Raw genomic sequence first — 14749 nt, forward strand, 5'->3', positions numbered from 1 at the left:
TTTACAGCTTGCTAATATCCACAGAGTTCCAATGTGGGAAGTGTTTACGCACAAGCGCATTGAATTCTAGTTCGAATTCAGAGAAATTCGGTGATGCATGTTGCGCATCGCTTGCAATCTCATCAATTACCATACCGGCACCTACGGTACCATTGGTCAATCTATCGATAACGATAAACGATCCTGTTGGACGGTTTTTCTTATAAGCATCACATGCTATAGGTTGCGTAAATTTCACATCAACCACACCAATTTCATTTAGATTAAGGTGCAACGCATCTTTCTCTTCTAATGTGTTGACGTCAATTTGGTTGTCGATATGTGCTACTACGCCCGGTGTAGATTTTGTTGCAAACTTAAATAAGTATTGCTTGTTAGGCATTAATGGCTCTTCTGACATCCAAACCAAGTGGGTTTTAAATTGTGTAGATAGCAGAGGTAGATTGTCTGACTTAACAATCATATCACCCCGGGAAATATCAATTTCGTCTTCAAGGGTCAAGGTTACCGCTTGAGGTACATAAGCACGCTCTTGCTCACCTTCGAAAGTCACAACTTGCTTAACTTTTGACGTCTTACCTGAGGGAAGGGCAGTTACTTCGTCGCCCGGGGCAATTTGTCCAGAAACCACGGTTCCTGCAAAGCCGCGGAAGTCGAGGTTGGGACGGTTTACATACTGTACAGGGAAACGAAAATCATCATGGTTGTCATCTTCGCCAATTTCAATGTTCTCTAACATTTGCATTAGTGGCGTGCCATTAAACCATGGCGTATTTTCGCTTTGAGCAACCACATTATCACCCTCAAGGGCTGATAAAGGCACAAACTGGATATCTGGAATATCAAGTTGCTCAGCAAAGTTCAGGTAATCTTGCTTAATCTGGTTGTAAACGTCTTCTGAGTATTCCATCAAGTCCATTTTGTTGATAGCCACGATAACGTGTTTAATACCAAGTAAAGACACGAGGAATGAATGGCGTTTAGTTTGTACTTTTACGCCGCCTCGAGCATCAACCAATATGATCGCTAAGTCACAGGTTGACGCGCCTGTAACCATGTTACGCGTATACTGCTCGTGCCCTGGGGTGTCTGCAATAATGAACTTACGCTTATCCGTTGAGAAGTAACGGTAGGCCACATCAATGGTAATACCTTGTTCACGTTCTGATTGCAGGCCATCAACCAGTAGCGCTAAGTCTACTTTTTCGCCGGTGGTACCTACTTTCTTACTGTCTTTAGTAATAGCAGCAAGTTGATCTTCATAGATCATTTTTGAATCGTGTAGCAAACGACCAATAAGGGTGCTTTTGCCATCATCTACGCTACCGCAAGTAAGGAAGCGAAGCATATCTTTCTTTTCGTGCTGTTCTAGATAGGACAAAATGTCCTGTTTCAATAATTCGTTTTCGTTGTTCATGTTATGCGCTCACAAGGAAAAAGGGGTTTAATACTGATTCTTTCTGGTTGTAGGTAAGAGCTTCAGCATTGTCATCTAAAGGGTTAGCTGGGTCGAGAACCGTAACATTTGCGCCCGCGGCTAGTGCTACCGCGTGGGCTGCTCCAGTGTCCCACTCTGACGTAGGGCCTAAGCGTGGGTAAAGGTGAGCTTCACCTTCTGCAACCAAACACAGCTTTAACGAGCTTCCCATCGCCACTAACTCGGTTTCGCCGTTAAGCTCTGCAAGCAAGTTTTGAATCTCAGGGCTTTGATGCGAACGGCTACCTACTACTTTCCACACTTCACTGCCGTCATGTTTGCGCGCTGAAATTGGGGTAAATGTACCTTCTACCTCAGTCCAAGCGCCTTCACCAACAATACCAACATAGCTCTTGTTAAGCGCTGGTGCGTAAACCACACCCATTGTAGGCTTACCATCTTCAATTAGCGCAATGTTAACGGTGAACTCACCGTTCTTCTTAATAAACTCTTTGGTGCCATCAAGGGGATCAACCAACCAGTATGACTGCCATTGTTGGCGTTCGTCCCATGGGATATCCGCTGACTCTTCAGATAAGATAGGAAGCTCAGATTCTGCTTCTAACGCGTTCACGATTACATTATGAGCAGCAAGATCAGCTTCGGTAAGTGGGCTGGTATCTTGCTTTTCATAAATGGCGAAATCGTTTTCGTAAATGGCCATTATCTTATCCCCAGCTTGCTTAGCAATGCGTAGGATATTTAGTGCCAAAGTATTTTGTAACGTTTCCAAACTCGCCATTACACCAATCCCTTCTCTTGAAGCAAAGCATACAGGCGCTCCGCCGTTTGCTCTGCTGGTTCTTCCTGATACGTTAAGTGAACTTCGGGTTGCTCAGGCGCTTCGTACGCAGAATCAATACCGGTAAAGTCTTTAATTTCACCACTACGAGCTTTCTTGTATAGGCCTTTAGGATCACGTTTTTCGCATACTTCAAGAGGGGTATCGACAAATACTTCGATAAACTCACCCTCTTCTAGGAGGCTACGACAATAATCGCGATCGGCTTTAAAAGGTGAAATAAACGCGGTAAGAACGAGGGTGCCCGAATCTACGAACAATTTCGCTACTTCACTTATCCGTCGAATGTTTTCTACACGGTCTTTATCGGAAAAACCCAAATCTCCACATAGCCCGTGACGTACGTTATCGCCATCAAGCAAATAGGTATGTTTGTTTTTTTCGTGCAGCTTTTTCTCAAGTAAGTTGGCTAATGTCGACTTACCTGAACCACTTAAACCTGTTAACCAAAAAACACGGGGCTGCTGCTTCAATTTTGCAGCGCGCGTTACCTTATTAACTTCGTGTTTATGCCAAACAACATTGTCGGTGGCCATTAAAAGTACCCTTCCATTTTCTTCTTCTCCATCGACCCTGCGCTATCGTGGTCGATAACACGGCCCTGGCGTTCTGAGGTTTTAGTCAGCAACATTTCTTGGATAACTTCTGGTAATGTCGCAGCTTCAGATTCAACAGCGCCCGTCAGCGGGTAACAGCCCAAGGTGCGGAAGCGCACTGAACGCATTTCAGGCTCTTCACCTTCTTCTAATGGCATACGATCGTCATCTACCATAATAAGAACACCATCACGCTCTACCACTGGGCGAGGCTTAGAAAGGTAAAGTTGTGGAATATCAATGTTCTCTAGATAGATGTACTGCCAAATATCTAGCTCAGTCCAGTTGGACATTGGGAATACACGAATACTTTCGCCTTTGTTTACTTGCGAGTTATAGATATTCCACAATTCTGGACGCTGGTTTTTAGGATCCCAGCGATGGTTACTGTCACGGAATGAGTACACACGTTCTTTAGCACGTGACTTTTCTTCATCTCGACGTGCACCACCAAATGCGGCATCAAATTTATATTTATTCAATGCTTGCTTAAGGGCGGCAGTTTTCATGATGTCAGTATGTTTCGCTGAACCATGAGAAAATGGACCTACGCCCTGTTCTACACCTTCTTCATTGATGTGGACGAGTAAGTCAAAACCATACTTTTCAGCCTGCTCGTCACGGAACTTAATCATTTCCTGAAATTTCCAGGTTGTATCAACGTGAAGAAGAGGGAACGGGATTTTACCCGGCGCGAAAGCTTTACGTGCTAAATGAAGCAGTACAGAAGAGTCTTTACCTACCGAGTAGAGCATAACTGGGTTTTCAAACTCAGCAGCAACTTCGCGGAAGATTTGGATACTCTCGGCTTCGAGTTGTTTCAAATGCGTTACAGACGGGATACTAGCAGTCATTTTGAAGTCCGATTTTTATGTTATATACAAAAAAGTTATATGCGGGTTATTTTTCTGCATAGAAGATAACATATTTAATTTGGAAAGTGGTATGCCATTTTGCTATTTAAAATTGCCGTCTTATTCCAAGTAAAAAAACTGTCACAATAAAACAGGTAAAGATGAATGGAAGAAAACGATTGTTGAAAACAAAAAAGCCCCGAGTCGCGGGGCGCTTCGGGGCTTCTAATTGCTGCTGAGGATTTACTTCCTAGCGTTTAGCTTTTGCTGGAAAACATCGAAGGTATCGACAACACCTTCACGGGGCGTACCGGATTTACTTAAAATCATTATTGTTAAGCTGGATAAAATAAATCCAGGAACAATTTCATACATCCAATCGCCTAGGGCTTGTCCACCAATAGTAATTGGCAGATAAATCCATAGCAATACGGTAACCGCACCTACAATCATACCGCCTAGCGCTGCACGACGAGTCATCTCTCGTTTAAACAAGCTAAACAGTACTAAAGGACCAAATGCAGCACCGAAACCAGCCCACGCATTACTCACTAGCGTAAGAATGGTGCTATCTCTGTCATAGGCAAGGAAAATTGCCACTAGCGCTACCACAATTACACTGATTCGCCCGGCGATAACCAATTCTTTATCTGTCGCGTCTTTACGCAGAAATGCTTGGTAAAAGTCGCTGGTTAACGAGCTTGATGTCACCAATAACTGAGATGAAATGGTACTCATAATTGCGGCAAGTATTGCGGCCAGCAAAAAGCCACCGATAAGCGGGTGGAAAAGAATTTGTGAAAGATAAATAAAGACAGTTTCAGGGTCGATACTATTGCCGTTACCCGTAACGTACGCAAGGCCAAATAGGCCTGTCATTAGCGCACCAATAATTGAAACAATCATCCAGCTCATGCCAATATTACGGGCAGTAGGAATATCATCCACTGAACGGATAGCCATAAAACGAACAATAATATGTGGCTGTCCGAAATAACCAAGCCCCCATGACATCAAAGAAACAATGCCGATAAACGTAATAGCCTCGTTGGTAGACGCATCCATAAACGCGTCAAAAAGTGCAGGGTTAATGTTATCGAGGGCATCAATGGATGCGCCAATACCACCTAAATCGGCGATAACAACCGCTGGAACCATAACCAGCGACACAAACATAATACACCCTTGAACGAAGTCGGTCATACTTACTGCCATAAAGCCGCCTACTAGGGTATAAGCGACCACGACGCCTGCGGTTACATAAAGGCCTGTGACATAAGAAAGTCCGAAGGAGGTTTCAAATAGTTTACCACCAGCAACGACACCTGATGAGGTGTAAAGTGTGAAGAAAATAACAATAACAACTGAAGCAATAACGCGAAGCATACGTGAGTTATCGGCAAATCGGTTTTCGAAATAATCGGGGAGTGTAATTGAGTTGTTAGCAACCTCGGTATACACCCGTAAGCGCGGTGCTACAAGCATATAGTTTGCGAGAGCGCCGAGAGTTAAACCTACTGCTATCCAGCCCGCTGAGAGCCCAGATACGTACATAGCGCCGGGCAATCCCATGAGCATCCAACCGCTCATATCTGAAGCGCCGGCTGATAATGCTGTTACTGCTGGGCCTAATTGCCGACCGCCTAGCATGTAGCCTTCAACGTTAGTATCGGTCTGTCTATATGCGAATAAACCAATGCCAAGCATGACAATAAAATACAGACCCAAAGAAATAATCGTACCAGTAGCCATATAAATTCCCTATGTTTTTTTATTTATGCTAACACCTATGACACTGAGTCTCTATGCCAGTGTATACCCTTGCATAATTTTTATACGCCATTAGACAAATAAAGTTCGCGAGGCTCGGTTTACGTGCAGCTATAGGAGGAAATTAAGGCGTATCGCTAAAATATTTCGCGAGGGTTATCGTCTCAATCTTACCGCGGCCGTTACTTTTGGCTTTATACAGTAGGTGGTCGCAAACTTTGATGATCTTGGTAATATTTGATTCACCCTTAAACTCCACAGCACCGGCAGAAAAACTGGCGCTAAATCTTGTTTGTGTTGTAGTCCAGCTTGCATATGCTTCGATAGAGGATTTTATTTTAGTTAATAGGGTATAGGCGTCATGCTCATTGGTATTGTGAAGGTAAAGTAAGAATTCTTCCCCCCCATAGCGACAAAAACGGTGATTTTTGCCTATGTGCGCCCGTACGATCCGACCAAAAGTGGATAAAACCTCATCGCCAACAACATGGCCGTATCTATCGTTTATTTGTTTAAAATAGTCGAAATCGATAAGCACCATGCAAGATGTTGCATTGCTAGCCATCGATTTGGCAACGGCCTTAAACATGGCATTTCGGCTCATCGCGCCGGTTAAATCGTCGCGTTCAGCTCGTAGCGTTCGCTTACGCTGTGCACGCCAAAACCCAAATAATAGAGTGGCGAGCAGGATGGCGAAAAGCGCAAAGGCGAGCGCTTGGAATCGTTGCGCTTTTAATAGCAGGTTTTGTTTATCTTTTTCGCGGGATAATTTATGGAGTTTGCTTATTATTATGTCACGCTCTAGCGGAGAGTCGTTCACTGCGTTTTCTGCATTGTCTAGAGAGAAACGTGATTGGACCAACAGTTGTTCATACTTCTGTTGATAGAAAAACGCTTTTTCGAAATCGCCTCTTAGTTTATAGATATCTCTGAGCGTTTGGAGTTTACTTAACTCCACGGGTTTATTGTAATAGCCGTTATTCACCCGGGCATCCATAACATGAATGTATTTATCGATAGCATTTTCGAAGTCGTTGTCGCTACCCTCTATCGCTGTGTGATATAGGTTAAGAACATATGGCGTAGTGGTTAAGTTGACGGGTAATCCTATATTTTCATATTTTGATAAATCTTCCGTTAATTTGCCTATAAACTCTTTGTCGCCTGGAGCCATCCTATTTACGTAGACGCTAATTCTCATTATCAAAACAAAAAATTCTTCTTTAATACTGTTACTCTTTTTGGCAACTGAACTTGCATCTTTTAACAACTCAAGAGCGTCATCATACTGGGCTAATGTATTTAATGCCTCAAGGGCTCCAGCATAGTTAAATGCTTCTATGCTACCGTTTTTTTTCTGCAGTCCTATTAGGTCGTAATTATGCTTCAACGCTCTACTTGGCGAATTAAGGTGCATGTAAGCTTCAGCCAGCCATGCATGGGCTAACGTGCTGTCTAATGCAGTTTCTAAGCTGTTGGTTTGATCATAGGGCTTCAAGTGGGGAAGGGCATATTCTAGCTCTACAATTGCCTTCATAGGGTTAATTTCAGAATATTCCATGGCCAACCACATTGAAACTAGAGCAACTGCTTGCTGGTTTTCTGATTGGATAACTTCCTGCTTAAGAGAGTGAAGAGAAGGTATTGTTCGTTTTAACCGCTCGCTCGTAACGTCAAATTGGTTTGCGTTTTTTGCTATAAGGTAGTAAGCCTTTACTGCTGCATATCGAGTTACATTTAACGTCTCTAGGTAGCGCCATTGCTCTTCAGTTATGTCTTCGGGTTTTGCTATAGGTAATTTATGTTCTGCATCATCTGCTGCAGTCATTTCGTACATGACAGCTTTTATCACAGTAGCTACAGTGGAAGTATCGTCGATGATTTGACTGTCATCTATCAAGATGCTTATTTGCTCGTTGGTGTATCCGGAGGGAAGATTCCACTCATATATAACTGTCTTTAACAGATTAGAATACTGTCTGAATTTTTCATTTTCATCGGCTTGATTGGCAAAAGCGCGCGCCGAGACAAGTGAGATAAATAGCGTAAGAAAGATGAAGCGAAGCGTTAGTGATGCGGTGTAAGATAACCGTAATTCCATGATGTAACCTACTCTTTCCCTTTCCTTTAAATATGACTACGTGAAGACGATGACGATATTTAATACAACTGGTTAGACCTTAGTATAAAGGAAATAAAAGAGGAACACACTTTTTCAGGTATGCTTATGATTAAAAATAAAAAATCGGCCAGAAGCCGATTTTTTTAACGCAAGATCATGTGAGAGTGAACGTAAACTACTAAGCGGAAAATTGTATACGTTGTGTAATTATGTTCTTCATCTCGCCTAAGTCAGCTTCTTTACTACCTACAACCATAATATTTGCGTGTTGCATTTTGATACTTTCTCCATGGAATTGCTGGTCGTTGAACTCGCTAGGTACCCGGATATCATTGCGTTCTGGAACAATAAATACCGACATTTTTCCTTGTGGTGTATCTACTATCAAATGTAAGCTTCTAACTGTGCTCAAGTGACAAAAGTTGACAACTTCAACATCACCAATCATTTCGTCGAACCTAGCACCAAAGCTGGCTAGTTTTGCATTTACCATATCAAGATTTACCGGTAGAAGAGAATGAGATTCTTCTATCTGAGCATACTGCATGTGCGCTAAAGCTTGACCACCAATACTGATAGGTTGGTGATACCACATGGTAAAGCCTATACCCACGGTAAAGGCCACCGAAGCTGCTAACGCAATATACCATCGACTTCGCTTTTGGTATCGCGCAAACTCATTGGCAGATTGTTGCCAAATTAGCCTATTTGCTAAATCATCAGGTACGTCTACTTTCGCGGCTTTTCGCAATTGCTTATCGAATTGTAATTGCTCATTCCAAAATTTACGCTTACTTTCGTCCGCTTTGGCAGCAGCCACTACCTCTTTGTCCGTCGCTTCAGGATCGGCATAAATTCTACGTCTAAACTCTAGTTCATCCATTTGCTCGACCTCTATTCTCACCTTGTCTTTCTAGCGTCTCCCTAAGTTGGTTTCGCGCTCGAAATAACCGTGTCATTACTGTATTTTTATTTAACCCTAATTGGGTTGCAATTTCTTCGCCGCTAAACCCAAACAGTAGCTGTAACACAAGCGGCTCTCTATATTCATCGCTTAGGCCTCCAAGCATTCTATGGAGTTCGCGGTCGCTAACATCTGCATCCGCCTGTTGGGTATCGTCATGCACTTGTACATCTTCAATATCTACTGTTTCTAGTTGCTTACGCTCGAAGCGACGGGCGTTTTCACGTCGCAAAATAGTAATAAGCCAAGATTTCGCAGCTTGCTCATCGTTCAATGCATCGAGGGAGCGCCAGGCACGCAAAAAGGTTTCCTGCACGATATCTTCAGCCACGCTTTGGTCTTTAACTAACCAATAAGCGTAGCGATAAATATCAGCATGGAATGCGTGAATTAAGGCTTCGTAACGTTTTTGTTTTGCTTTCATGGTGGATAAGACCTGACTATTGCCCGATCTATTTCGTGCAAACATAAAAAACCTGTGTTTTTATCGTTTTTGTTATTATGGCATAACAAAAAGGAGCGCAATGAAAAACATTTCGCTCCTTTTATGCATTATCTTCCCGGCTTCTTGAACGGGTCTATTAATTAGTTTGTTGCGCCGCAATCCAGTTATCGATATTTTCTTCTAAAATTGACAATGGTACAGGGCCATATTTAAGCACTTCGTCATGAAAGCCTGGCCAGCTAAATTTATCGCCAAGGGCGTTCATAGCACGGTTTCTTAACTCGATAATCTTGAGCTTGCCAATCATATAGGCTGTAGCCTGCCCCGGCATTGCAATGTAACGTTCTACTGCTTTTTGTGCGTCATATTCTGCGTTTGGCGTATTTTGCACCAAATAATCGATAGCTTTTTCGCGACTCCATTTTTTAGCATGAATACCGGTGTCTACTACCAATCGACACGCTCGCCATAGTTCCATAGCTAAACGGCCAAAGTCGGAGTAGGGGTCTTGATAAAAGCCCATATCTTTTGCCAATTCTTCAGAATATAACCCCCAGCCCTCAGTATAGGCAGTAAAGCTAAGGTATTTCTGCATTTGAGGAACACCTTCTCGTTCTTGCGCTATCGCGCGCTGCATATGATGGCCAGGGATCCCTTCGTGATACGCCAGCGCCTCTAATTGATACGTAGGCATGGCTTGCATGTCATATAAATTGGCGTAATAAATCCCTGGACGACTGCCATCTAGTGCTGGGCTCTGGTAAAAAGCTTTTCCGGCAGATTGCTCTCTAAACGCTTCGACCCGTTTTACTATCATAGGGGCTTTAGGCAAGATCCCAAAGTAATCAGGAAGGGCTTCGCGCATCGCATCAATGGCCGCCTTTGTATCATCTAAATATTGTTGACGTCCCTGAGGGGTTGCCGGTAAGTAAAATTGTTCATCTTCGCGCATAAAGGTGAAAAAGGCGTTTAAATCGCCTTCAAAATTTACCTCTGCCATTACCTCTCGCATAGCGTCGTGTATGCGTGCAACATTTTCTAAACCTATCTTATGTATTTCATCGGCAGTTAGCTCTGTGGTAGTAAACCAATTTAGGCGGTTTTGATACCAAGCTTCACCGTCAGGTAAACGCCAAACGCCATCGCCCTGCGGGGTTAACCTTTTTTGATGTTCAAATGCTTCTATAAGTGCCAAATAAGCGGGCTTTACCGACGTAAGTAAAGCTGCTTTCGCTTCCTCTAAAAGGGTGTCGCTTTCTGCCTCATCCAATTTTAGTGAGTTAACTTTCTGCTGAAAATCGGCCCATAGGGTAGAAGGAGTCTCACTTAAGTCAAAGGGGGCGCCGGAGATCACGTTTTCAGACGCGTTAATCATTTGTTCGTAGGACCACGCAGGGGGGAAAACGCCCGCTTTTTCTCGTAGCTTCATTTGCTCAATAACTTGTTTGAAGTAAGCGCCAATATTGTCAAGACGGCTTATATACGCAAGTGCGTCTTCTTTCGAGGCAACGTGGTGAATGTTAATTAAAAAGCTAGGTACTTGTGTATGGGCGGCCCTAAATTGATGGACGATGTAGTTGTGGTGACGAAACTTATCATTGGCAATTTCTCTTTCCAGACTGAGTTTAAGCAACCGTAGACTTAGCTTTTCCCGTTCGTTTAACTTGTCGGTATCAAAGGTAGCAAGTTCAGTTAATCGGTTCTTCGCCGTGATAATACGCTGATCAACTTCCTCTTCAGACACATTATCCCATTTATCATAGTCCCACTTTTTACCTAAGTAACTTTGTAGTAGAGGGGAGCGTTTGAGGTTTTCATCGAAAACACGGTCGAAAAATTTGGCTAAACGTTCAGACTCATCTTGTACACGGACGGATTGAGGCGTAGGGGAGTCAGGGGATGTTGAAGTGTTCTCGGGCGCCGGTGAGCAAGCGCTAAGGCTTGCTAATATTGCCGCAATAGGCGTAAGCGCATGTAACTTCTTACTCATGGTAGTCTCCCTCTATCATTCATGCGCTAGTGCACCGCTAGCGCATTGTCATTCGTATATATAGTGTTAAACAGTACTTAGTTTTAGGCTCATTTATCCGGATATAGTGGAGATAGCGTCACTTCACCTTGCTTCAATCGGTTTAACCACTTTTTCCGTGCGTTATCAACGGCGCTATTTAATGCTTCTTTATTCCACGAGCCATTTACTTGGCTAAACTTGGCTCTTAAAAGCTCATCATATGGCCCTTGAATGTCCTTGGTTTCAGGAAAAGAGCGGGGGCTAAGAGTGCCTTTTTGTTGCGGATACAGGGTCGCCATCCAATTTTGTAGTGCGGGCGTTATTTCACTCGTGTCATTTCTTCCTAACGCATTTTTTAGTGCACTGAAAGCCTTTTTCTCGCTGTCGGGTAGCGAGGGCGGCGCACTCGCCATCTGATGTTTGGCGCGGCGTTTAAGTACGATATACGTCGCTAGCCACCCTACTAACGTTATCACCCATAGCCCTATAAATAGCCAAGTGATAGACCGGGGGGGGGCCTTTTGGGCCTTATCTTCGTGGGGTTGAGCGTCAGCTTGGGGTAGGCGCTCACCTTCATTTGTAGGCCTCTCTATTTCGCTTTGATTGTCTCCTGTCATAGGTGTTGTTGCGCTATTGGTGGCATTTGCAGGAGCGATAGACACGGTTCTTGCTGGTAGGGTAGCGTACTCAGTTTGTTCGGTTAGGGTATTGAACCAAGGGATGGTTACTTCTGGCAATACCATATCTCCGGATTTTGTAGGTATTAAGGCTAATGAGGTAGTACGTTGAGCGATTAACGCGTTATCCTTTTCCACCGTAGTAGTTGTGGACTGATCTGGATAGAGTTTAAAGTTAGGCGGATAAAATTCGGGTATGTCAGGTAGTTGCTCTTCAACTACACCTATCGCTGTCAGGGTGACAACGCGGGTCACCGGTTCTCCCACTGTAAATGTCTCACCTTGCGGCCACTCTTCGTCAATTCTGACCATTTCTGATGGCAGCCAAGGGTAATCGATATTCGAAGGAATAGGTTTAATCGTTACTGTGATATCAGGGCCTACACGGCTAACCTGTTGAGTGCGGTTAAAAAAACCAAATCGTTGGGTAGTATTGGTTGCCATCACTTCACCGCTGAAAATGGGCCCGCGAATAGTAAATTCACCAGAAGATTGAGGAACAATAGCAAACCGGCGCTCAATAACTTGGTAACGGCGACCATTGATAATATCGGTATATTGTTTGTCATCACCAAGCTGGCGAATATCCGCATTGGGCATTTCGGGGCTTTGTAAGCTTCCCCGTTCTATACTCGAGGCGAGATGCAGTTTTACTGTATAAAGAAGTTGCTGGTTTAGGTATGCATTTTTAAGATCGATATCCGTAGTGACAAAGTAATCTCTCGCAACTTTGCTTGAAGATTGCACTGGGATGACGTCTACCGCAATGGGGGAGGTTTTCTTACCTTCAATAGTAAATGCCGGAATGGTGAATGTACCCTCAGCACGGGGAAACAAGGTTGTAGTCCAGGTGGTGGTACGGGTGGTATCAAAATTGACGATTGATGTTTGGCTACTCACTGACGTTCTTCCCACTACAAAGTCTTTCAGTAGCGCAGAACTATCGAAGGCATCTCTGTCCGCACTGCCTTGGGCGGTAACCGTCAATCTTATCGCCTCATCTACCATGACAGGGTTCTTATCAATCGTTGCTTGAACGGCGTCTACATCAGCAGCGGCTGAAAAGCTGCTTAACAGCAATAATAAACTTGCCGTGAATAAAAATACTCTCATCTACCAATCACTCCGATTTGAAGGCATACGTTGACGTTGTCGTTTTTGTGCTTCTAATTGCATTTTGCGCTTTAATAAAAACGCGGGGTCATCGGGTACCCGTCGCATTAAACTTTCAATCCGCTGTTGTTGCTCTTTTTCTTCATCTGTTAGTTCACCTTGCTGAGCGGCTGCTTGTGATGGTTTATCGTCGGTATTACTGTTTTGCTCATTTTCCGGTTGAGCATTTTCTTGTTGTTCTCTATTTTCATCTTCTGCGGTATCGTTGGGTGGCTCATCGCCATTTTGTTCTTCTGAACCCTGCTGCTCACCACTGTCTTGGTCCTGAGAACCTGAATCTTGCGATGCGTTGTTTTGCTGCTGCGCGTCATCTGAATTTTCGTTTTGTGAACTTTCACTGTCATTTTCAGGTGACTGCGGGCTTTCTTCGTTTTGAGGCTGTTCATCAGATTGACCGTCTTCATTTTGCGACTGCTGGTTCTGCTGTTCTTGTTGTTCCTGTTCTTGCTGCTGTTTTAACGCTTCTAAAAGCGCTTTGTTATCTATCGCATCTTGATGATCGGGTGCTGCCTCAAGCACTTCCTCATAGGCCGCTATCGCTTCATCTAGTTTTCCTAAATGGGCTAAGCTGTTCGCTTTGTTGTATAGGCCATCAATAGTATTGACCTGTTGGTAGGCATTTAGCGCAGCCTCATAATTCCCAGCTTTATAGTGCGCTGCGCCTTGCCAAGCAGGATCGTCGAATTGTGATGCGGCGGTTTCATAGTTACCCTCACTATAGTGTTGAAAGCCTTCTTGATCTTTATTTAAAAAAGGGGCTTTCCACCATCTTGTATCACTTGTAGAGGAGGAAGCCTTCGTTTGTTGTGCATACGCAGTGTCACTTGAAAAAGGAAAATAAACGCAAAGTACAAGACTGAACACAAGCCCTTTTCTAAAACCTAAGGCAATAAATGGCAACATGACTAGCAATAAATAGGGCCCCAGTTCGCGCCATTGATCCCCTTCGTTCTCTTCACTTTCTTGTTCGGTTTGAACGCCAGTCTCAAGCAAAGAAAGTGACGCGAGGGCTTCAATATCATCATCGTTATTGGTTAAACGTTCAGCAATTCCATCGCCAGCATTGGCAATACGAGTGACTGCATCTGCGTTTACCCGAGGGATCACAATACCGCCGCTATTATCTTTAAGTAATTCGCCATTTTTCTGCGTAATCGGTGCTCCTTCATCGGTGCCCACGATAAGTGCGTTTAACGTAAATGGCATAGACGAGACAAACGCCTGTAGCTCTTGTTGCTGTTGCCTATCTATCCCGTCGGTTATCCAATAAATCGCGCCTTTGCTATAGCCTGCATTAGTGAGAAGTTGGGCGGCCTGTTCGATACCCAACAAAGGGTCGCTGCCAGGAATAGGCATTATTTCGGGGGCTAGGCTTGGGATAAGCGTAGTGATATTCGCCGCGTCTTTAGTCAACGGACTAATCACAAATGCATCTCCAGCGTAGGCCACTAATCCCATTTCCCCCTCGCCGATACGATTAACTAGGTCGATGGCTTTATATTTAGCCCGCGTTAAGCGGTTCGGATTTACATCGGTAGCGCGCATAGATAACGACATATCTACCACTATGACATGGCCTGTTTTAAGCTGATATACCGGCTGAGGGAGCCGTTCCCAAGTAGGTCCCGCCATCGCGAAGATACTGAGTAACCAGATAAAAAAGAGCCAACTGTAAGGAGGCCTTTTACCTTTTTGAACCTGTCCAATGAGCATATGCTTATATAAATGAGGCGGGATGACGCTTTGCCATCCAGATTGCTTTTTATGCGCCATTTTTAGCCATATCAATAGGCCCAAAGCAGGGACGATGGCCCACAGCCATTCAGGTCGGATGAAGTGAAAATCTTGAATAGGCATA

General features: G+C 44.0%; 11 protein-coding genes. All 11 read right to left on the reverse strand.

The annotated features are described in order from the left end of the window. Nucleotide 1: 1 nt before the first annotated feature. The 11 genes from cysN to GTH32_RS07960 all read right to left on the reverse strand — a co-directional run bounded on the left by cysN (nt 2) and on the right by GTH32_RS07960 (nt 14748). Nucleotides 2-1417 carry a sulfate adenylyltransferase subunit CysN gene (gene cysN / locus GTH32_RS07910; RefSeq protein ID WP_163084695.1) on the reverse strand — a complete coding sequence of 472 codons (1416 nt, stop codon included), beginning with the start codon at nt 1415-1417 and terminating at the stop codon, nt 2-4. 1 nt (nt 1418) lies between these two features. Next, a complete protein-coding gene (gene cysQ, locus GTH32_RS07915) occupies nt 1419-2219 on the reverse strand; it encodes a 3'(2'),5'-bisphosphate nucleotidase CysQ (protein ID WP_163084696.1) in 801 nt (266 codons plus the stop codon). Next, nucleotides 2219-2815: an adenylyl-sulfate kinase gene (gene cysC / locus GTH32_RS07920; protein ID WP_163084697.1), complete on the reverse strand. Its 597-nt coding sequence runs from the start codon at nt 2813-2815 to the stop codon at nt 2219-2221. The genes cysQ and cysC overlap by 1 nt, the downstream gene beginning before the upstream one ends. After that, nucleotides 2815-3729: a sulfate adenylyltransferase subunit CysD gene (cysD, locus tag GTH32_RS07925; RefSeq protein WP_163084698.1), complete on the reverse strand. Its 915-nt coding sequence runs from the start codon at nt 3727-3729 to the stop codon at nt 2815-2817. The genes cysC and cysD overlap by 1 nt, the downstream gene beginning before the upstream one ends. Nucleotides 3730-3972: 243 nt before the next feature. Beyond that, nucleotides 3973-5481 carry a sodium/proline symporter PutP gene (gene putP / locus GTH32_RS07930; RefSeq protein ID WP_163084699.1) on the reverse strand — a complete coding sequence of 503 codons (1509 nt, stop codon included), beginning with the start codon at nt 5479-5481 and terminating at the stop codon, nt 3973-3975. Between the two features lie 142 nt (nt 5482-5623). Beyond that, nucleotides 5624-7600 (reverse strand): GGDEF domain-containing protein, encoded by a 1977-nt coding sequence (locus tag GTH32_RS07935; RefSeq protein WP_163084700.1) that lies wholly within the window; start codon nt 7598-7600, stop codon nt 5624-5626. Nucleotides 7601-7799: 199 nt separating this feature from the next. Then, nucleotides 7800-8525: a DUF3379 family protein gene (locus GTH32_RS07940; protein WP_343033403.1), complete on the reverse strand. Its 726-nt coding sequence runs from the start codon at nt 8523-8525 to the stop codon at nt 7800-7802. Then, nucleotides 8497-9054 carry a sigma-70 family RNA polymerase sigma factor gene (locus GTH32_RS07945; RefSeq protein WP_163084701.1) on the reverse strand — a complete coding sequence of 186 codons (558 nt, stop codon included), beginning with the start codon at nt 9052-9054 and terminating at the stop codon, nt 8497-8499. Before GTH32_RS07945 ends, GTH32_RS07940 begins: the two co-directional genes overlap by 29 nt. A 112-nt stretch (nt 9055-9166) precedes the next feature. Continuing rightward, a complete protein-coding gene (locus GTH32_RS07950; RefSeq protein ID WP_163084702.1) occupies nt 9167-11020 on the reverse strand; it encodes a DUF885 domain-containing protein in 1854 nt (617 codons plus the stop codon). A gap of 89 nt (nt 11021-11109) precedes the next feature. After that, nucleotides 11110-12831: a BatD family protein gene (locus tag GTH32_RS07955; protein WP_163084703.1), complete on the reverse strand. Its 1722-nt coding sequence runs from the start codon at nt 12829-12831 to the stop codon at nt 11110-11112. After that, nucleotides 12832-14748 carry a vWA domain-containing protein gene (locus GTH32_RS07960; RefSeq protein WP_163084704.1) on the reverse strand — a complete coding sequence of 639 codons (1917 nt, stop codon included), beginning with the start codon at nt 14746-14748 and terminating at the stop codon, nt 12832-12834. Between the last annotated feature and the right edge of the window lies 1 nt (nt 14749).

The organism is Alteromonas profundi, from assembly GCF_010500865.1.
Classification (GTDB): domain Bacteria; phylum Pseudomonadota; class Gammaproteobacteria; order Enterobacterales; family Alteromonadaceae; genus Alteromonas; species Alteromonas profundi.

Coding starts and splice junctions, on each gene's coding strand:
- cysN (WP_163084695.1), bottom strand. CDS start 1,417: ATGAACAACGAAAACGAATTATTGAAACAGGACATTTTGTCCTATCTA.
- cysQ (WP_163084696.1), bottom strand. CDS start 2,219: ATGGCGAGTTTGGAAACGTTACAAAATACTTTGGCACTAAATATCCTA.
- cysC (WP_163084697.1), bottom strand. CDS start 2,815: ATGGCCACCGACAATGTTGTTTGGCATAAACACGAAGTTAATAAGGTA.
- cysD (WP_163084698.1), bottom strand. CDS start 3,729: ATGACTGCTAGTATCCCGTCTGTAACGCATTTGAAACAACTCGAAGCC.
- putP (WP_163084699.1), bottom strand. CDS start 5,481: ATGGCTACTGGTACGATTATTTCTTTGGGTCTGTATTTTATTGTCATG.
- GTH32_RS07935 (WP_163084700.1), bottom strand. CDS start 7,600: ATGGAATTACGGTTATCTTACACCGCATCACTAACGCTTCGCTTCATC.
- GTH32_RS07945 (WP_163084701.1), bottom strand. CDS start 9,054: ATGTTTGCACGAAATAGATCGGGCAATAGTCAGGTCTTATCCACCATG.
- GTH32_RS07950 (WP_163084702.1), bottom strand. CDS start 11,020: ATGAGTAAGAAGTTACATGCGCTTACGCCTATTGCGGCAATATTAGCA.
- GTH32_RS07955 (WP_163084703.1), bottom strand. CDS start 12,831: ATGAGAGTATTTTTATTCACGGCAAGTTTATTATTGCTGTTAAGCAGC.
- GTH32_RS07960 (WP_163084704.1), bottom strand. CDS start 14,748: ATGCCTATTCAAGATTTTCACTTCATCCGACCTGAATGGCTGTGGGCC.